This is a genomic window from Haloarcula limicola (assembly GCF_010119205.1).
Classification (GTDB): Archaea; Halobacteriota; Halobacteria; order Halobacteriales; family Haloarculaceae; genus Haloarcula; species Haloarcula limicola.
Genome location: NZ_WRXM01000002.1, coordinates 89118 through 107696, shown reverse-complemented (window position 1 = coordinate 107696; position 18579 = coordinate 89118). Strand labels below are relative to the sequence as shown.

The 18579-nt window shown below is 67.8% G+C and carries 16 protein-coding genes; 7 read left to right on the top strand and 9 right to left on the bottom strand.

Annotated features, from left to right (window positions below; translation table 11 throughout):
• Window positions 1-30: 30 nt before the first annotated feature.
• Entirely contained in the window at window positions 31-2418 is a 2388-nt protein-coding gene (locus GO488_RS09960; protein ID WP_162317681.1) for a PKD domain-containing protein, read from the bottom strand.
• 229 nt (window positions 2419-2647) lie between these two features.
• Here GO488_RS09960 and GO488_RS09955 point away from each other — a divergent pair, with 229 nt between their 5' ends.
• Window positions 2648-4084: a polysaccharide deacetylase family protein gene (locus GO488_RS09955; protein WP_162317680.1), complete on the top strand. Its 1437-nt coding sequence runs from the start codon at window positions 2648-2650 to the stop codon at window positions 4082-4084.
• Here GO488_RS09955 and GO488_RS09950 read toward each other — a convergent pair.
• Complete coding sequence (locus tag GO488_RS09950; RefSeq protein WP_162317679.1) at window positions 4081-6330, bottom strand: amino acid permease; 2250 nt, start codon at window positions 6328-6330, stop codon at window positions 4081-4083. The two genes, GO488_RS09955 and GO488_RS09950, sit on opposite strands and share 4 nt — an antisense overlap.
• A complete protein-coding gene (locus tag GO488_RS09945; RefSeq protein ID WP_162317678.1) occupies window positions 6323-6739 on the bottom strand; it encodes a universal stress protein in 417 nt (138 codons plus the stop codon). Before GO488_RS09945 ends, GO488_RS09950 begins: the two co-directional genes overlap by 8 nt.
• Window positions 6740-6928: 189 nt before the next feature.
• Between GO488_RS09945 and trkA the strand changes: the two genes are divergently transcribed.
• From trkA to GO488_RS09930, 3 genes are read left to right on the top strand one after another with little or no spacing between them, the layout of a single operon-like run.
• Window positions 6929-8260: a Trk system potassium transporter TrkA gene (gene trkA / locus GO488_RS09940; protein WP_162317677.1), complete on the top strand. Its 1332-nt coding sequence runs from the start codon at window positions 6929-6931 to the stop codon at window positions 8258-8260.
• A gap of 1 nt (window position 8261) precedes the next feature.
• A complete protein-coding gene (locus GO488_RS09935; protein ID WP_162317676.1) occupies window positions 8262-9833 on the top strand; it encodes a TrkH family potassium uptake protein in 1572 nt (523 codons plus the stop codon).
• A 43-nt stretch (window positions 9834-9876) separates the two neighbouring features.
• Window positions 9877-10230: a DUF7344 domain-containing protein gene (locus tag GO488_RS09930; protein ID WP_162317675.1), complete on the top strand. Its 354-nt coding sequence runs from the start codon at window positions 9877-9879 to the stop codon at window positions 10228-10230.
• A 103-nt stretch (window positions 10231-10333) separates the two neighbouring features.
• Here the strand turns inward: GO488_RS09930 and GO488_RS09925 are convergent, their stop codons facing one another.
• The 4 genes from GO488_RS09925 to GO488_RS09910 all read right to left on the bottom strand — a co-directional run bounded on the left by GO488_RS09925 (window position 10334) and on the right by GO488_RS09910 (window position 14279).
• Window positions 10334-11206, bottom strand: coding sequence for an FxLYD domain-containing protein (locus GO488_RS09925; protein ID WP_162317674.1), 873 nt, complete (start codon window positions 11204-11206; stop codon window positions 10334-10336).
• A gap of 230 nt (window positions 11207-11436) precedes the next feature.
• Entirely contained in the window at window positions 11437-11622 is a 186-nt protein-coding gene (locus GO488_RS09920; protein WP_162317673.1) for a hypothetical protein, read from the bottom strand.
• Between the two features lie 136 nt (window positions 11623-11758).
• The gene (locus GO488_RS09915; protein ID WP_162317672.1) at window positions 11759-13294 is read right to left on the bottom strand and encodes a TrkH family potassium uptake protein; all 1536 of its coding nucleotides are present in this window, start codon (window positions 13292-13294) and stop codon (window positions 11759-11761) included.
• 214 nt (window positions 13295-13508) lie between these two features.
• Window positions 13509-14279: an Lrp/AsnC family transcriptional regulator gene (locus GO488_RS09910; RefSeq protein WP_162317671.1), complete on the bottom strand. Its 771-nt coding sequence runs from the start codon at window positions 14277-14279 to the stop codon at window positions 13509-13511.
• A 175-nt stretch (window positions 14280-14454) separates the two neighbouring features.
• On the opposite strand from GO488_RS09910, the gene GO488_RS09905 reads away from it, so the two are divergent.
• From GO488_RS09905 to phoU (GO488_RS09895), 3 genes are all read left to right on the top strand, one after another.
• On the top strand, window positions 14455-14658 hold the full coding sequence (locus tag GO488_RS09905) for an HVO_0649 family zinc finger protein (RefSeq protein WP_162317670.1): 204 nt from the start codon (window positions 14455-14457) through the stop codon (window positions 14656-14658).
• Window positions 14659-14861: 203 nt separating this feature from the next.
• Entirely contained in the window at window positions 14862-15530 is a 669-nt protein-coding gene (phoU, locus tag GO488_RS09900) for a phosphate signaling complex protein PhoU (protein WP_162317669.1), read from the top strand.
• 339 nt (window positions 15531-15869) lie between these two features.
• A complete protein-coding gene (gene phoU / locus GO488_RS09895) occupies window positions 15870-16550 on the top strand; it encodes a phosphate signaling complex protein PhoU (protein WP_162317668.1) in 681 nt (226 codons plus the stop codon).
• A gap of 347 nt (window positions 16551-16897) precedes the next feature.
• On the opposite strand, the gene radB is transcribed toward phoU (GO488_RS09895), so the two are convergent.
• A complete protein-coding gene (radB, locus tag GO488_RS09890; protein ID WP_162317667.1) occupies window positions 16898-17614 on the bottom strand; it encodes a DNA repair and recombination protein RadB in 717 nt (238 codons plus the stop codon).
• 48 nt (window positions 17615-17662) lie between these two features.
• Window positions 17663-18493 (bottom strand): hypothetical protein, encoded by an 831-nt coding sequence (locus tag GO488_RS09885; RefSeq protein WP_162317666.1) that lies wholly within the window; start codon window positions 18491-18493, stop codon window positions 17663-17665.
• Window positions 18494-18579 lie beyond the last annotated feature (86 nt).

The following is an 18579-nucleotide window of genomic DNA, read 5'->3' as shown; positions in this document are numbered from 1 at the left end:
CCCAAGTATAAACTAGGGTCGGGTCGCCTGTCACGTTCGGCGGCGCGCGAGTAGCGCGGCGACTACCACGGCCAGTAGCGCGACGAGGACGCCGAATCCGGTGCCGTCCGCCGCTGTCGATCCGCTCTCGCTGGCGGTCGCGGCTGCGGTCGGCCGGTCGGAGCCGTCGGTCGTCGAGGTCGCTCCGCCGCTCGTGGTCGCCGGCGTCGCTGGTGTCGTCGTCCCCGATTCGACGGTGACCGTCACGTTCTCGCCGCCCGCGCCGACGGTGTAGGTGCCGGGCTCGGCAAACCGGTGGACCGCCGTCGCGGTCGCTCGGTCGCCGGCCGGCACCGCGAGTGTCCGCGTGCGCTCGTCGCCCAGCCCGGTGAGGCGGACCGTCTCGTTGCCCGCTCGCTTGCCCGCGTTGGCCACCTCGACGGCCACACTAACGCGGTCGCCGACGGCGACCGTCGAACGGTTCGCTCGCACGTCGGTCACCGACAGCGCGGCGCTCGGGACGCCGATAGTGAGGGTCGCCGGCGCGGCGGTCGCGACGCGGTAGCGATAGCGCTCGCCACCGTCGTCGAGGCGCGTCGTGTTCACGGCCGTCGCGGTGCCGTTCACGTCCCGGTAGGCCGCGAGCGCCGAGGCGTTCGCCTCGTCGAGACGCGAAGCGGGGACGCTGACGGTGAGCGTCACACCGGACTCGCCGTCGGCGTCGGTCGTGACGGTACCCAGCGACCGGATGCCGGCGTTCTCGGCGGTCTTACGTTCCGGCTCGGCGACGCGGAGCGTCGCCGGCGTTCGAGCGGAGGCGAACGTCACTCGCTCGTAGGTCAGGGTCCCGACGGTGACGTTCGGCTCGACCTCGATCCGCCCCTCGTCCGTCTCGCCGGCGATACTGACGACGGCGCTTCGCCCGTCGGGTCGGTCGACCGAGACGTGCGGTTCGCGCGGCGGGGCGTCGGCGTCGTCGCTGTCACCGCCGCTGTCGGCTCCGCCGGAGGAGCCGCCGCTCGGTCCGTCGCTATCGTCGCTATCTCTGTCATTCGTGTCATCGTCTACGCCCCCGCTGTCACTCGCACTCTCTTCGTCTCCACCCGCGCTATCGTCGTCACTTTCGGCGTCATCGCTCGAATCGGGAGCCGGCGCGACCACCACCGTCGTCGCGTCGGCATCGGTGCGGTTCCGGCCGTCGGTGACCGCGAGCTCGAACGTGAGGACAGCTCGGTCCTCTACCGAGGGCGCGGTGAACGCGGGCGTCGGCGAGGCGTCTCCGCCGAGGCTGACCGACGGGCCGTCGGTCTGCGTCCACGCGTAGGCGGGCGACCCGACGACCGCCTCGGAGCCGGTCCCGTCGAGTTCCACCCGCGTGCCGGCCTCGACCGAGCGGTTCGCCCCGGCGTCGGCCGTCGGCGGCGGCGACCCCGCGGCGGTGACGGTGACCGTGTCCGTCGCGGTCGCGTTCCCGTCGCTGGCCGTCAGTTCGAACCGCAACGGCGTCGGCTCGGTGGCTTCGGGGACCTCGAACCGCGGCGCGGCGGTATCGTTGGCCGACAGCGAGACGGTCGGGCCGGCGACTTGCTCCCAGCCGTAGGAGAGCGCGTCGCCGTCCGGGTCCGTCCCGTTGCCGGCGAGGCGGATCTCGGTACCCGGTTCCGCGGTCCGATTCGCTCCGGCGTCGACGGCCGGGGCGCGGTTCCGCTGCTCGACGGTCACGGCGACGCGGTCGGTCGCCGTCCGGTTCGCCCCGTCGGTGACGGTCAGGTCGAAGGCGAGCGTCCGCGGCTCCGCGGTCGCGGGGGCGGCGAACTCGGGCGTCGCCGTGTCGGCGTCGGCCAGCGTGACGTTCGGGCCGCCGACCTGCGCCCAGCGGTAGGTCAGGCCGTCGCCGACCGGGTCCGCGGAGTCGCTCGCGTTCAGTTCGACCCGCGCGTCGGCTCCGACGGTTCGGTTCGACCCGGCGTCGGCCGTCGGCGGCGGTATCTCGGGTTCGCCGCTCACGGTGACGGTATCGGTCGTGGTGTCGGTGATTCGTTCGCCGGTCTCGTCGTAGATGGCAGAACCGGTCGCTCGGAGTTCGTACTCGCCGGATTGCGCGCTTCGAGGGACGCTGACGACGAACTCGACCGCGTGGTCGTCGCCGTCGGTCCAGAGCCACGCGGTCCCGTCCGCGCCGGTTCGCGCGCCGTCGTCGTCCTCGACCGAGAGCGTCCAGTTCTCGGGAAGCGCGACGTCGATCGCGGGCGCGTCCACGTCGTCGACGTCGACGTCGACTTCGACCGAGACCGAACCGCCGGGCTCGACGCGTTCGGTGTCGAGCGATTGGCTCACGACGACGGTATCGTCCGGCGCGGCGAGCGCCGCCGGTGCGGCGAGGAAAACCGAGAGGGTACACGCGACGAGCAGCACTCGCCGAACGCGCGTCCTCGCCATCAGTTCTCACGCGGCGTCGCGGCGGACGCCGCTCGGTTCGATGCGACGGGCGGAGCCGAACGGTGGGGAGCCGACATTCGTGTCCGTAATCGGGGAAGCTACCGGGTTTGTTATGCCGAGCTTGTCGGCGTAAGCGGCGCTTTCCCGCCGTCCCCGGAAACGGCGGCTTCGGCTGCCGGTGCGAACGTTCGGCATAACAATACGCTATTTTTCCCAAGAGTTCGTCCGCATGACAGATCCTCGGCCGACGTCACGCCGGAGCGTACTGAAAGGGGGGACCGCCGCCCTCGCCCTCGTCCTCGGCGGGAGCCGGGTCGGTCGAGTGCGCGCGGACCACGAACACCCGCTCTTGACCACGGCCTTCGACAGCCGCGACCGCTACGGCGACAGCGGCGACGTGCTGGACGATTTCGAGGACCTAGACGAGTGGGAGGCCGACAGCGGGACGCTCGAAGCGAGCACGGACGTGGTCTACAGCGGCTCGCAGTCGGCGAGACTCTCGCTCTCGCCGGAGAGCTCGGACGGGGCCGTCGAGATCGTCCGCGAGTTCGACGACCTCGACCTCTCGGATCGGGACCTCTCGATCGCGATCCGGCTCGTCCGGCCGGAGGTCGAGCAGCTGACGGCCGTCGTCGAGGACGACGACGGCGACTCAGTGACGATGGACCGCCGGACCGTCTCACCGACGTACGGGTGGTTCCGGAGCGACCTCGGCGTCAGCGACGAGTCGGGTGACCCGGATCTCGAAGACGTCTCGGAGATCCGTCTCCGCTTCAACCGCGACGTGGATCGCCCCATCACGGCGTATCTGGACGAACTCCGAACGACGGAACGGACCGACGGCGGTCGCGTCGTCATCACGTTCGACGACGGGGGGATCACCCAGTACACGCGGGCGCTCCCGGTGCTGGAGTCCTACGACTTCCCGGCGCTCACCGCGGTCAACCCCGGGCGGGCCGACGAGGACGACCACCTCGGCGAGGACGAGATGCGCGAGATGCGCGACGCCGACTGGGAGATCGGCAGTCACACCGTCGACCACGAGCGGCTCACGGACCTCTCGGACGAGGAAGCCAGAGAGCAGGTCCGAGACGCCAAGGAGTGGCTGCTCGACCGGGGATTCGAAGTCGGCGCGTCGATGTTCGTCTACCCGTGGAGTTCGAACTCGCCCCGGATCAGGGACATCGTCGGCGACTACCACTACCTCGCGTTCACCGACGGGAGCATCCCCCACGGCGCGCAGTTGACCGGGCCGCTCACGACCGGACGGATCTTCGGTGAGAACCTAGAGCGCCTCGAATCCGTGCTGGACCTCGCCGAGAAGTACGGCCAGACGGCGGTGTTGAGCTACCACGAGATCGGCGCGGACACGGGCTGGGTCTCACGGGCGGACTTCGAGGAGACGATGGCCGGTATCGAGCGCCGGGATCTGGACGTGATCCCCGCTTCCGAGATGCTGACCGAACTGATCGACCCACCGGTCGAGGAGATCCGGCCGAAGTCGCTCAGAGAGGCCGTCGCCCGCGACGGCGGTATCGAACTGGCCGACGCCCAGCGAGCGGTCCGCTGGAACCGCGAGGGATCGTACGTCCCGCGGACCAACGGGAAACGCATGGACGACGAGGCGCTGACGGCGATACTGGACGAGTGGGAGGGCGAGACCTAGAACAGCCGTTCGAGCAGCCCGCGTTCCCGGTGTTTCTCGGCAAGCAGGACCGAACACTCCACGTCGTCGACCACGTCGAGGACCACCGACCCGGAGACGAGGCGACGCAGGAGCCCCTCCTCGGTCGCCCCGAGTATCAACAGCGAGGCGTCCGTGGCGGCGTCCTCGATGACCGTCTGGACGTCGCCGGTCTCGATGCGTCGGTTCGCGTCGGCGAGGCCGTGCTCGCTCGCCCACGTCTGGAGGAACTGCTCGGCCTCCTCGCGGCCGTCGTCGGCGACGTGCAGCAGCGTCACCTCGGAGCCGTACTCCGCCTGTAACATCTGGGCGACCGACGCCGAGAGGTCCGAGTCGGGACCGCCGGCGGTCGGCAACAGGATATTCGAGGGGTCGAACCCGCGGTCGCGGAAGACGAGGAAGTCACAGGGGACGGCCTCGGTGAGTTCGTCCATCGCGGACTCGGCCCGGCCCGGCGAGCCGTGCGAGTCCGGCCCCCACCCCATCACGACGAGGTCGGCGTCGTGCGTGTTGGCCGCGTCGAAGATGGCCTCGTAGGACTTATGCGAGATGATCGTGTGACTCTCCACGTCGACGCCGAACGTCTCGGCGTCCTCGCGGGCGCTCGACAGCAACTGCTCCGAGCTCTCGTCGATCTCGTCGGCCCGTTCGGCGGCTCCCGCGAGCGCCGTCTGGTCGGGGACCGTGACGATGTGGGTGGCGACGACGGTGCCGCCGCGCTGTTTGGCGACGGCGCTGGCGAGCGTGATGAGTTCCTTCTCGTGTGCGGGGTTCGCGAGCGGGACCATCACGCGGTACTGGCCGCCGTCGGGCTGGACGCTCGCCGCGGCGTTGACCGCCGCGCTCGGCATCTCCTCGGAGCGCGAGAGGATGTGCTCCGAGAGGATCCCCTGCTTCTCGGTTCGCGTGCGGGCGTACAGCCCGTACCAGACGACCGCCGCGGCCGCGATGCCGAAGGTCAGCAACAGCGCGTCGCTCGCGACGAACGCCAGTAGCGCGAAGGAGAACACCGCGCCGAGTATCGGCAACAGGGGGAACAGCGGGACCGTGAAGTCGGGCGCGTACTCCTCGGGCGCGACGACGCGCATCACGATGAGCGCGAGGTTCAACAGCCCGTAGATGACGAGGTGGAGTCCCGACGCCGCTCCCGATAAGAGCGTCAGGTCGCCGACGACGATGAACAGCAGGATGAGGCCGCCGGTGATGCCGATGGCGCGGTAGGGCGTCCCGAACCGGGGGTGAATCTCGTTGAGCGCCGGCGTGACGATGCGGTCCCGGCCCATCGCGAAGTTGATGCGCGAGGAGGCGAGGATGGAGGCGTTCGCGCTGGAGGCGGTCGCGAGCAGCCCGCCGAACAGCAGCGCGCCGCCCATGGCGGCCCCCTGGAGGCGCTGGCCCACCTCGACGACGGCGATGGGCGGCGTCTCGCCCGGCGCGACGTTCTCGAAGAGGCCGGCGATGAACCCCTGCGGGACGGCGGCGCTCATGACGACGAGCACCAGCGCGTAGACGACGGTGACGATGACGACGCTCCCGATGACCGCCCGCGGGAGGTTCTTTCCGGGCTGTTTGATCTCCTCGGCGACGCTCGTGATCTGGACAAAGCCGAGATACGAGACGAAGATGAGCCCGGTCGTCTCCAGCGTCGTCACGACGCTTCGCGCTTCGGGGAGGTTCGCGGGGTCGGCCCGCAGCGTCCCGAGGAAGGTGAACACGGCGAGAATCGCCACCAGCAGGATGACGATCGCGTTCTGCAGGCGTCCGGTCTCCTTCGCCCCGACGTAGTTGATGAGGATGAACAGCGCCGCGCCGACGAGCGCGGCGATCTTGACCACCGACAGCGAGAGCGGGCCGACGCCGACGGAGCCGCCGATCCCGAAGATGCGGGCGATGTAGCGACCGAACCCGACCATGTAGAAGGCGCTGGCGAAGGCCAGTCCGAGCCAGTTCGCCCACCCGGCGACCGACCCGAACAGCGGGCCGAGCGCGTGGTTGACGTAGTAGTACGCGCCGCCGGATTTCGGCATCGCCGTCCCGAGTTCGCTCGCCGAGAGCGCCGTGAACATGGCAATGACCCCGCCCAGCACGAACGCGACGGAGGCCATCGACCCGGCCTTGATGATGGCGTCGCCGGGCAGGACGAAGATGCCAGCGCCGATCATCGTCCCGACGCCGATGGTCAGGGCCGCGAGCGGTCCGAGGTCCTTCGCGAGTTCCTCGTCACTCATCGGCGTCCTCGTCGGGCAGAACCACGACCGGACGGTCGTTGTCCGTTATCATCCGCAGCGCCACGTCGCCGGTTATCATCCGAACGAAGCGGTTCCCGCCGCGCGGCGTGACGACCACGGCGGTGGCGTCGATCTCCTCGGCGGCGTCGAATATCGTCTCGGTGACGTCGGTCCCGTAGTAGATATCCGTCTCGACGTCGCCGAGTATCTCGCGGGCGGCCGCGAACATCTCCGCCGCGGCCTCCTCTCGCTGTTCGACGCCCGCCTTGTCGGGCGCGCCGCCGGCCTTCTCGACGACGTTGATGACCACCACCTCCCCGTGCGGGCGGCGGGAGAGGGCGCGAGCGGACGTGACGGCGTCCTCCTCGCTGGCGACGGGCAGGAGCACCCGGTCGAGTAACTCAGCCATAGTGGTCCCTCCCCGGGTGCGAGGGCGGGCGTCGATCGTCTGACGAGTGTCTCGTGACCGAACAAATCATGTCGTTCGAGACTCGCTCGTCACCCTTAACGCTCACGCCTAATCGCCGCCCGCCGGATGGAAATGCACTTGACGGGGCCGACTGAACGGGCCGGGTATGTACGACGCGGAGGGTCGCCGGTGTACGTCGTGATCGTCGGCGCTGGCCAGGTGGGGGCGTCGATCGCCGAGAGCCTCGCCGACAGCCACGACGTCGCCGTCGTCGACATCGACGACGACAGGGTCGAAGAACTCGTCTACGACGTGGACGTACTCGGCGTCGAGGGCGACGGCGCGGACCTCGAGACGCTCGCCGAGGCCGGTGTCGAGAAGGCCGACATCGTCATCGCCAGCACGGACGACGACGAGACGAACATCGTCACCTGCGGGACCGCGATGACGACGACCGACGCGTTCACCATCTCCCGGGTCAAGAGCGCGAAGTTCCTCCGGACCTGGCAGCAGTCCGCGGGGGCGTTCGGCGTCGACCACATGGTGGCGACGAACCTCCTGACGGCCGAGACCATCGCGCGCGTCGTCGGCCTGCCGGCCGCACAGGACGTCGAGACGTTCGCCGACGGCGTCGTCCAGATGGCCGAGTTCGAGATCCCCGAGTCCAGTCCCGTCGCCGACCAGACGGTCCGGGAGGCCGACCGCTACGAGTCGCTGACCTTCGCCGCCGTGTTGCGCGGCGACGAGGTGGTCATCCCCCGCGGGGAGACGGTCTTACAGCCGGGCGACGAGGTGGTCGTCATCGGGAGCAAGGAGAGCGTCCACACCTTCTCTCACGCCATCTCGCCGGACGTCGACGGGGCGCGGAACGTCCTCGTCGTCGGCGGGAGCGACATCGGCTATCACACCGCACGGCTCTTGCAGGACCGCGGCCTGAAGCCCCGACTCATCGAGCGGGACCACGAACGCGCCCGCGAACTCGCCGAGGACCTCCGCGGGACGACGGTCTTAGAGAGCGACGCCACCGACCGAGAGTTCTTGGAACGCGAACACGTCGCGGACGTGGACATGGTAATCGCGGCGCTGGACAACGACGAGAAGAACCTCTTGGCGAGTCTCTTGGCGAAGCGACTCGGCGCGAACCGCGCCGTCGCCGTCGTCGACTCGGGCGAGTACGTCCCGCTGTTCGAGGCCGTCGGCGTCGACGTGGCGGTCAACCCGCGGGAGGCGACCGCCGAGGAGATAACCCGCTTCACCCGCGAGCATCAGGCCGAGAACGTCGCCATCATCGAGTCAGACCGAGCGGAGGTCTTAGAGATCGAGGTGGACGACGAGAGCGTCCTCGCCGGTCGCCCCATCCGCGAGGCCGTCGCCGACCTCCCCGACCGCGTCGTCATCGGCGCGATCACCCGGGGCGGCGAACTGGTGATCCCCCGCGGTGACACCGTCGTCGAACCCGGCGACCACGTCGTCGTCTTCGTCGAGTCGGAGTCGCTCGAAGCCGCCAGCGCCGCCCTCTGAGATGTTCGGAACGACTTCGACGCGGCGGACGCTCCGCGTCGACTGGCGAGCGTCGGTGTCGCTGGTCGGCACGGTGATAAAGTACCTCTCGGTGGCGCTGTTGGCCCCGATGCTCGTCGCGCTGTACTACGGCGAGGACGTCGGCGTCTTCGGGATCTCTATCCTCGTGACTATCTTCGTCGGGTTCGCGCTCGAACGACTCGATACGGACCCTGACCTCGGCGCGCGCGAGGCGTTCCTGATGGTGTCGCTGACGTGGCTGTCGGTCACAGTCGTCGGGGCGATCCCGTACGTGCTGGCGGGGTGGGGGACGGCGTCGACGCTCGCGGACCCCGTCAACGCCCTCTTCGAGTCCATGTCCGGTTTCACCACGACGGGCGCGACCGTGATGGGCGAGATCAGTTTCGAGCGACACTCTCACGCGCTGTTGCTGTGGCGACAGTTGACCCAGTGGCTCGGCGGCATGGGAATCGTCGTGCTGGCCGTCGCCATCCTCCCGGAGCTCTCCGTCGGCGGCGCGCAGTTGATGGACGCCGAAGCGCCGGGGCCCGGCATCGAGAAGCTCACCCCGCGCATCGCCGAGACGGCGCGGGCGCTCTGGCTGGCGTACATCGGACTGACCGTCCTCGAATTCCTGTTGCTGTTCGGTCTCAACCAGCTCGGCTACGCGCCGAACATGGGCCTGTACAACGCCGTGGCTCACCCGCTGACGACGATGCCGACCGGCGGGTTCTCGCCCGAAGCCCGCTCGATCGAGGCGTTCTCCGCGGCGGTGCAGTGGGTCGTCATCCCCTTCATGGTCGCGGCCGGCACCAACTTCGCGCTCATCTGGCGCGCGATCAACGGCGAGCCGCTGGTCTTCTTCGAGGACAGCGAGTTCCGCTTCTACACGGGCGTCATGGCCGCGCTCACGGCGGTCATCGCGGGGCTGCTCTTCGCCGGGCTCGGTCCCGGATTCGCGGAACTGCCGACGAACGTCCCGGCCATCGACGGCAGCGTCGAACGCTCGCTCAGACACGCGGCCTTTCAGGTGACCTCCATCGTGACGACGACGGGGTACGCCTCGATGGACTTCAACACGTGGAGCGACGCCGCGAAGTACGTCCTGCTGTTCGGGATGTTCGTCGGCGGGTCGGCCGGGTCGACCGGCGGCGCGATCAAGGTCGTCCGCTGTCTGGTCATCGTCAAGTCGCTCCGGCGGGAGCTGTTCACGACGATCCATCCGGAGGCCGTCTCGCCGGTCCGCCTCGGCGGCCGGACGATCGACGAACGGGCCATTCGGGGTATCTACGCCTTCACGCTGCTGTATCTGGTCATCTTCTTCGTGAGCGTCGGCGTCGTCTTCGTCGACGCCGCCCGCGTCGGCTACGACCTCACGGCCCTCGAAGCGATGTCGGCCGTCGCCGCCACCCTGGGCAACGTCGGTCCCGGATTCGGCGTCGTCGGTCCGATGAACGGCTACACCGACTTCCCGTGGACGAGCAGAGCGTACATGATCCTGCTGATGTGGGCCGGTCGCCTGGAGATTCTGCCCGTGTTTGTCCTGTTGACCCGGGCCTACTGGCGCTCGTGAAAGAGCGATAACATTTAAATGGTCGTCAGTTGATACTCATTCCGTGGTAGACGTCTCGTCACTGTTCGAACTGTTAGCCGCCGATTATCGCCGGCAGATACTCGTCGTCCTGTGCGACAGCGAGTCCGTGGACGTGCCGGCCGGCCTCCTGCTGCGCTCGGCGAGTGCAGGGGGCGCGCCGAGCGAAGCGCCCGGCTGGCCCGCGACGAACGGCGAAGAGAGCGCCGTGCCGCTCGAACTGATCCACGTCCACCTCCCGAAACTGGCGGAGGCGGACCTCGTGGAGTGGGACCAGTCGGCGGGCGTCGTCTCCCGCGGGCCGGCTTTCGACGAGGTGGAGCCGTTCGTCCGCGTCCTCGTCCGCAACGCCGAGACGCTACCGGGCGACTTGCTCTGAACCGAGCCGCCGCTACTGTACCGGCCCGTACGTCGGTCGAGAGGCGGTGACGAAGCGTTCGCGCCGAGTCGCGTCTCCGAAAAATCGACTGCGAGCGTCCTCTCTACACGAGGTCGCTATCGACGCTCACGACGTAGCGAGCGACGTTCTGCATGTCGACGTCGGTGAACTGCACCTGGAAGTCCCAGACCTGTCCGGGGGACAGCTGCTGGACGTCGTTCTCCTGCTCGACGGTGTCGTTGAAGTCGGTGAGTTCCTGGTCGCTATCGTCGTACAGCGTCACGGAGACCTCGGCCGACTCTACGGCTTCGCTCCCGACGTTTCGGATCGTTCCCTCGACGTAGGTGGTCGATTCCCGGCGCGTCAGACGGTGGCTCGTGATCTCGAGGTTCGGGTCCTGTTGATCGGCTTCCCCGACGATGTCGTCGAAGGAGGTCTGTTCGTTCGCGATGTCGCCCTCGAGGTCGATGACGTACGTCCGGACCTCGCTCAGCTGAGCCTCCTCGAACGTGACGTCGAACTCCCACGTGTTCCCGGTCGCGAGCTGGGTGATCTGGTCCTCTTCGGTCTCGTCGACGAACTCGTAGAGGACCTCGCCCTGGTCGTCCTGCAGCGTCACTTCGGCTTCGACGTACGCGAACGCCTCGTCGCCCGTGTTCTCCACGGTCGCTCGCAGCCCGACCTCGCCGTTCTCTTGATACAGCTCGTGGTCGGTGACGGAGAGGCCTTGCGGCGTATCGTTGACTTCGCCCTGGATGTCTCCGGCCTGACCGGCAGTTCCCTCCTCTTCGGTTCCGGTTTCCTCTTCGGCAGTAGCCGTTTCGGTGTCCGTGGCCGTCTGGGTAGTCCCGCCCGACTCGCCGCCGGCGCCTGCGGTTTCGGTCGCTTCTCCTCCTTCGCCGCCGCCGAGACAGCCGGCGGTAGCACCCAGAAGAGCGGTTCCGCTAACGGATTTTACGAACTCACGTCGATCCATTACATCGACCATCTGGGCGCTTTAGGAGAATGAGGCCAAGGCCTGTCTTTGCAAGTCTCGAACGGGGTTAGGAGGCTGGAACCGTCCACGTGAAGCGGTCTGTGCCGAGCGAATCAAAGGCACTCCCGGGTGACGCGTTCTCAGCGGCGGGGCGGTCCCGATACAGTTCGCTATTCTTCGTAGCGGCGCTGACGGTCGGGATCGGGCTCGAAACGACCGCCGGAGCGAGATTATCCTTCCTCCTCGCCACCTTCACCGCCCTCGCCGTCTTCTTCTCCTTCGTCGTCTTCGCCACTTTCTCCGCCTTCTTGCTCGCCGCCCTCACCGCCTTCCTCGCCTCCTTCGGGCGTGCTACAGCCGGCGAAAGCGGGAATCATCACTGCGGAGCCTACCGCGAGGAATCGTCGTCGTTCCATACTGCGGGTCGCCTCCGCAGACCGATAAGAAATGCCCTTGCGTCGTCAACACTCCGTTCGGGACCACGTCGAACTCCGCCATCACGAGAGCTCCGCGAGACGAGTCCCGTAGCGAACGGTCGACGGCGGTCGGTCGTTACTGTCCCCAGAACGACCGGGTGAACACCACCAGGACGGTGATGATCTCCAGGCGACCGGCCCACATCAGCAGTATCATGAGGACTTTGGTGGTGTCGGGCAGCAGCAGGTACGAGCCGAACGGTCCCAGCCGACCGAAGGCCGGGCCGATGTTGCCGATGGCCGCCAGACTCGCGCCGATCGCCTCCAGCGGTGTGAGCGCGATGCCAACGCGGCTGGCGTCCAGCGCGATGAACACCGCCGCGACGCCGAAGAGGAGGAGATAGAGGAGCGTGAAGCCGACGATACCGCGGACCGCCTCCTCGTCGACGACGACGTCGCCGAGGCGAAGCGGTCTGACGGCGTCGGGGTGGCTGGCGTGGAACAGCTCGCGCCGGAGCGCCTTCAGGACGATGAGCCAGCGGACGACCTTGATGCCGCCGCCGGTCGAGCCGGCCGACCCGCCGACGAACATCACCAGCAGGAGAAAGAGCTGGCTGTAGACCTCCCACTGAGCGAAGTCGCTCGTCGCGTACCCCGTCGAGTTCATCAGCGAAGCGACCTGAAACGCCGCCTCGCGGAGCGCGTTGGCGACGCTCCCCTCCGTCGTCCCGCCGAGGGCGAGCGTCGGCGCGGCACCGTTGAAGAGGAGCCCGAAGAGGATGGCCGTGAACACCGCCGTCGCGCCGGCGTAGGCGCGAAACTCGGTGTCTTCGAGGGGCGCGCGCAGGTCGCCGTCGAAGAGATACCAGAACAGCGCGAAGTTGGTGCCGGCGACGACCATGAACGGAATGACGACCCACTGCACCGCCGCCGAGAATGCGGCGATGCTCGCTCCTTTCGTCGAGAATCCCCCGGTCGGCAGCGTCGAGAAGGCGTGTGCGATGGCGTTGTACAGATTCATCTCCGGCGCGTAGCCGAACCAGTGGAGGGCGTACAGTAGGACGGCCAGTAGCGCGGTAAACGCGAAGTACGCCTGCCAGAGGATGCGGGCCGTCGTGGCGATGCGCGGGGTGAGCTTCTCCAGACTGGGGCCGGGCGCTTCCTCGTTTATCAGTTGCGCGCCGTTGACCGCCAGTTCCGGGAGGATAGCGACCATGAGGACGATGATACCCATGCCGCCGAGCCACTGGGTCAGCTGTCGCCACATCATGAGGGCGTGGGAGTGACGGTCGACGCCGATCTCGCCCATCACGGTCGCGCCGGTGGTCGAGAAGCCGGACATGGACTCGAAGAGGGCGTTGACGGGGTCCGCGAGCGTCGACGCCGTTCCCCAGCCCGCCAGCACGTACGGGATCGCGCCGACGACGGCGACGACGAACCACGTCAGCGCGACGAACAACAGCGCCTCCCGTTCGCGGAGTTCCGTCCCGGGATCGAGTTGTTCGACGGCCAGCCCCAACAGCATCGTGCCGACGATGGAGACGCCGAAGACGCCGACGTCCTCGCCGTAATACAGAGCGACCACCAGCGGGACGAGCAGCGGGACCGCGAGGTACTTGACGACCGTTCCGGTGAGTGCGACGCTCTTTCGCCACTCGACGACGACGTTCATGCCGCCGTCCCGGTGCTATCGATGCGTCTTCTCGTCGCGCGACTCGGGACCGCCGACCCCACCGGGCGGCCCGCCCGATCGTCGACGCGGAGGTGTCCGGACATCCTTGCTACCGTTGGCTGACGAGGCGACGATATTAAAACCGCCAGAGTCGGGCGACCGACGGGAGCGCGACGTATCGGTGCGCCGCTGTCGAGCCCGGCCGCGTCACGGTCTATCGGTGCGTTCCGTCGGCCGCTTCGTCCCCGCACTCGAACGCCTCGACTAGCTGTTCCGGGAACGTCTCCGGTGAGAACACCGACACCACGTCGCCCGCTTCGACGGTGGTGTCGCCGTTCGGCGTGAGCCGGGCGTCGCCGCGTTCGATGCTCACGACGAGCACCTCGTCCGGAAGCAGTCCGGTGCGGTTCGCTTCCGCCAGGGTCTGTCCCGTTATCTCGGCGTCCTCGGAGACGGTGAACTCCACGACTTCGGCCCCGCCGGCGACGCTCTGAAAGTCCCGAATCGCGGTCTGCGGGGGGCCGTCCTCCGGGCCGAACTGCTGGTAGGGATAAAACGCCTCGTCTCGGACGATGGCCTCCCGGTCGATAGTCACGCCCAGGTCCGACAGCTGGCGAGCGATCCGGGCTGTATCGTCGGTGTCGGTCCCGACGACGGTGACCAGCAGGTTCTGCTGGCCGGCCATCAGCTCGCTGACGCGAACCACGCCCGAGACCCGGCCGATGTCGCGCGCGAGGTCAGACTGGGTATCGACGGGCGCGCTGCAGGTGAACTGCATCGTCAGTCGCCCGTCGATCGCCTCGTAGTCTATCTGGGCGTGATAACCCCGGACGACGCCCGCTTCCTCCAGTTGCCGGATGCGGTTACGGATCGTCGCCGGCGTGACGTCGACCTCCTCGGCGATCTTCGGCGCGGCCGTCCCGCGCGCGTCGACCGCGAGATGATAGAGAATGCGACGATCGATCTCGTCGATTCGATAATCCATGCCGGACGTTTCTTTCGTATCGATAATAGCGGTTGTGCTCGCTCTCTCCCGAGAGAGGCGTCTATTCGGTGCCGGCTAGCCGAAATAATTCGATAGAAAATATAGAGCTGGTCGAATAGCTATACGAAAATGTAGCACCGGAATATTTTTTGTATCCGAAACACTCCCGTGTCGTATGGAAGGACACAGCGAGAAGTCCCCCATGGAACTGCTCAAACACCACTACGACGAGACGGAACTCGTCTGTCCGGACTGCGGCTACGAGGACGAAGACGGCAGCTGGTCGAGCGAGACGGACGGCCGCGAGATCCACTACGAACACGAATGTCCGTCGTGCGGTGCCCTCAGAGAGCACACCCTCACCCTGAACGGGGAGTAACTGTTCGCTTCTCGCGGACGCGTCGAAGACGGGTAGCGGCCGCGCCGGTCCGTCGCCTGACGGAGTCCGGTGCACGTGGCGTTAGGAGTCGGTCGAGTGGCCGACTTTTCAGGGCTACCCCGACCGCCTCACGGGCCGCCCCGCCGCGGCCGAACGTCGACGGCCGCCACACTGATATCTCAACGGATACACACTTCTGACAGATGACGCGTGACAGCTTCGAGTCGGACCTCGACGCGTTACGGGCCGACATTCGTGCGATGGGCGAGGACGTCACCGACCGCCTCGACCGCGCCGTCACCGCCTACGAGCGACGCGATCCAGCGATGGGCCGCGCCGTCGCCGAGGCCGACGACGAGATAAACGAGCGCTACCTCGAACTCGAACGGGACTGCATCGACCTCATCGCGCTCCAGCAGCCGGTGGCCTCGGACCTGCGCTTCATCGCCGCCTCGTTCAAGATACTCACCGACCTCGAACGCATCGCCGACCTCGCGTCCAACCTCGGGGCGTACGCCCACGAGATGGAGTCGGAGACCATCCCGAACGTCCCCATCGCCGACATCGCCGACATGGCGCTGGCTCAACTCGACGGCGCGATGACCGCCTACGAGGAGCGCGACGCCGAGCGCTGTCGGACGGTCGCCGCCGCCGACACCGACCTCGACCAGCGCTGTGCGGCCGCCACCGACGACCTCGTCCGCTCGCTGGTCAACCAGGCCCCCGAGGAGGACGAACTGGAGTCGCTGATGGCCGACACCCAGCGCTTCCTCCTCACGGTTCGGGACCTCGAACGGATCGGCGACCACGCTGTCAACATCGCCGCTCGAACCCTGTACATGGTCGAGAGCAGCGACGAACTCATCTACTGAACTTTTTCTTCAGTGGGTTCGCGCGGAGCGCGAACCACGCTCTGCTCACGGGCGCGAAGCGCCCGTTCGCACGGTCAGCGGGACCTTCGGTCCCGCTCGACTCGAAAAACGTTCACGAAAAAGGCCGAACTCGCGGCGATGCCGCGAGTTCGGTGTCTGCCGGAGCACAGCGACGGCAGGCTCGTCAGAACGGAGTTCTGACGGCGAAACCGCGCCTCCGGCGCGGTACGCTCTTTACACCTCTCTTTCGGCGACCGCACGTACCCGTTCGCTCCCGACCGGAGGCGGATTTTGCGCCCAAGGGAAAGGCTGATACACTCGGCAGGGCCACTACGGGCTATGCCACGAGAATCGTATCAGGAACTCCTCGAATCGGTCCGCGAGGACGTCCTCTACATGTCTGAAGTCGTCCTCGACCGGCTGCGGTTGGGGCTCTCCGCCCTCGAACAGAAGGACGAGGAGATGGCCTGGCAGGTCATCGACGGCGACGACGAGATCAATCAGCTGTATCTCGACTTAGAGCAGGACTGCATCGACCTGCTGGCGCTCCAGCAACCGGTGGCCTCCGACCTCCGTTTCATCGCCGCCTCGTTCAAGATCATCACCGACCTCGAACGCATCGGCGACCTCGCCACCAACCTCGGCGAGTACTCCCTGGAGGCCGAGCGCGACGCCTACCCCGAGGTCGACATCCAGGAGGTCGCCGAGGTCGTCATCGAGATGGTCGAGAACGCGATGGACGCCTACGACCGCGAGGCCACGGAGCTGTGTTACAGTATCGCCGAGACCGACGACGAGGTCGACAGCCGCTGTGAGGCGGCCTCCGAGGAGGTCGTCCGCGACCTCATCGAGCGCGAGATCGACGCCGAGACCAGCGACGCGGAGATCGAGCAACTGATGGCCGACGTCTCGCGGCTCCTGCTGACGATCCGCGACATCGAGCGCGTCGGCGACCACGCCGTCAACATCGCCGCTCGCACGCTGTACATGGTCGAGAACGACGACGATCTCATCTACTGAGAGTACCTTTTTGCGCCTCGGGTTTCCTCGCGCCGCTTCGCGGCGCTGTGGGAACCACTCGGCGCAAAAATCTACGCTAAAAAGGCCGAACTCGCGGCGACGCCGCGAGTTCGGTGTCTGCCGGAGCACAGCGACGGCAGGCTCGTCAGAACGGAGTTCTGACGGCGAAACCGCGCCTCCGGCGCGGTATGCTCTCCCGCACACCGACGCTCGACAGCCACGCCCACCCCAACCGACTGCGTTGCTCGCGTCGCTGCGCTACTCGTCCCTCGCGCGTACCTCGCGGTCTGTGAACCGCGAGGGTGCGCGCCACCGCTATGGGGAGTGTCTTCACCGCACCGCTCACTTCACTCCCGGCGCGGCGGTTGCTGTCCGTCGTCGCCGGCCATCCCCTTGTCGGTGATGCGGAACTGGGCGGTGTCGCCGGCGGCCTTCGCGCGGTGTTTCTCCAGCGTGGCGCGGCGGTTGCCGCCGCGGAAGCGGTCGATGCGGAGGATAGCACCGGACCAGTGATTCAGCGTGTGGCCGCCCAGCGCGGTCGAGCGGTCGCTGTCGGGGTCGGTGAACACCTGGTTCGTGAAGACGACGGCGAGGTCGTGTTTGCGGGCCAGCGAGAGCAGATGGGTGATCTGTCGGGCCACGTCCCGGAGGGCCGCGCCGCCGTCCTCGTCGTCCCGCTGGAGGCGGTAGAAGCCGGTAGCGCTGTCGAGGACGACGAGCTCGATCTCGGGCGCGAACTCGGCGGCGTCCTGGACGGCTTCGGCCTGTTCGTCGTAGTCGAAGACCTCGGAGACGATGAGGCGGCCCGCGAGGTCGTCGACCGTCTGGTCCGTCCCGGCGGCGCGGCCGCTGGCGATCTGGCGCATCCGGTCGGCCGAGAGGCCCTCGGTGTCGATGTAGAGGGCGGCGTCGCCACCCGCGGCGACTTCGATGGCCGCCGAGAGGGCGAGGTTCGTCTTGCCGGCCGCCGGCGGGCCGTACACCTGCGTGACGGCCCCGCGCTCCAGTCCGCCGCCCAGCAACTCGTCCAGCGGGTCACAGCCGGTCGAGACGTGGTCGGTCACGAGAGCGGGTTAGACGTGTCCGGATAAAAACGCTCGCACCGACTCGGTTCACGAGGGTGAGAGACGCGCCCCGAGCGCTCGCTCGACGGCGTCCGGGTCGTCCAAGTCTGCGAGCGCGAACCGGAAATCGATTCGGCGGGGACGGTGGAGGACGATGGCGTCGTCGGTTCGGGTGTAGCCGGTGAAGTCGTCCCACGGAAAGAGCCGCCGCGCGACCGGCATCCGCTGTTCGACGCCCACGCTCGAAGCGACGTAGGTCCGCTCCTCGCCAGCCGTAGCGAAGACGATGCCGAGCGGGAACAGGATCTGCGAGGCCGTCTGGAGCCAGACCCTGTTCGTGGCCAGCCCGGCGACGAACCCGGCGGCGGTCACGGCGAGGAGGACGCCGGCGACGGCGAGGACGCGGCGGCGCGCCCGTTCGGGCCACCCGGCCGTGAACTCGCAGTCGGGGTCGACGCCGTCGGTGGCTGCGACGGCGTATCTGGTTCGCGCCATCACGCCGAGGACGAACCCGAGTATCATGGCGAACATGCCGAAGAAGAACGCGAGGAGGCCGGCGATCCCGGTCGCGGCGAGCGAGGCGAATCCGAGGAGGACGAGGGCCGCGGGCGCGATTCCGGGGAGCCAGCGAGCGGCGGACGCACCGAGGCGGGCGTCGACGCCCGCCGCTCGCGCCGTCGCCAGCCAGCCGAGGCCGGTGACGACGGTCAGCGTGACGAGGACGACGCCGTAGAGGACGCCCGAACCGGACATTCCGGCTCGGACGGCGGCGAACGCGGCGAGCGGCGTCGCGAGCAATGCGAGGTAGATTCCGGTGACGACGCCGAACAGCGGGTCACCCGATCGCTCCGGGGCGGTCTCGACGGTGGAGGGCGGCATCGACCGCGGATACCCGCGCCAGCACAATATCTTCACGGGTCGCCGGCTCGGAGTCAACAGTCCCTATAAGTGCCCACACGCTGAAG

What these genes read in the sequence shown, in the direction of transcription:
- GO488_RS09960 (WP_162317681.1), bottom strand. Translation starts at nt 2,418, where the DNA reads ATGGCGAGGACGCGCGTTCGGCGAGTGCTGCTCGTCGCGTGTACCCTC.
- GO488_RS09955 (WP_162317680.1), top strand. Translation starts at nt 2,648, where the DNA reads ATGACAGATCCTCGGCCGACGTCACGCCGGAGCGTACTGAAAGGGGGG.
- GO488_RS09950 (WP_162317679.1), bottom strand. Translation starts at nt 6,330, where the DNA reads ATGAGTGACGAGGAACTCGCGAAGGACCTCGGACCGCTCGCGGCCCTG.
- GO488_RS09945 (WP_162317678.1), bottom strand. Translation starts at nt 6,739, where the DNA reads ATGGCTGAGTTACTCGACCGGGTGCTCCTGCCCGTCGCCAGCGAGGAG.
- GO488_RS09935 (WP_162317676.1), top strand. Translation starts at nt 8,262, where the DNA reads ATGTTCGGAACGACTTCGACGCGGCGGACGCTCCGCGTCGACTGGCGA.
- GO488_RS09925 (WP_162317674.1), bottom strand. Translation starts at nt 11,206, where the DNA reads ATGGATCGACGTGAGTTCGTAAAATCCGTTAGCGGAACCGCTCTTCTG.
- GO488_RS09920 (WP_162317673.1), bottom strand. Translation starts at nt 11,622, where the DNA reads ATGGAACGACGACGATTCCTCGCGGTAGGCTCCGCAGTGATGATTCCC.
- GO488_RS09915 (WP_162317672.1), bottom strand. Translation starts at nt 13,294, where the DNA reads ATGAACGTCGTCGTCGAGTGGCGAAAGAGCGTCGCACTCACCGGAACG.
- GO488_RS09910 (WP_162317671.1), bottom strand. Translation starts at nt 14,279, where the DNA reads ATGGATTATCGAATCGACGAGATCGATCGTCGCATTCTCTATCATCTC.
- GO488_RS09905 (WP_162317670.1), top strand. Translation starts at nt 14,455, where the DNA reads ATGGAAGGACACAGCGAGAAGTCCCCCATGGAACTGCTCAAACACCAC.
- phoU (WP_162317669.1), top strand. Translation starts at nt 14,862, where the DNA reads ATGACGCGTGACAGCTTCGAGTCGGACCTCGACGCGTTACGGGCCGAC.
- phoU (WP_162317668.1), top strand. Translation starts at nt 15,870, where the DNA reads ATGCCACGAGAATCGTATCAGGAACTCCTCGAATCGGTCCGCGAGGAC.
- GO488_RS09885 (WP_162317666.1), bottom strand. Translation starts at nt 18,493, where the DNA reads ATGCCGCCCTCCACCGTCGAGACCGCCCCGGAGCGATCGGGTGACCCG.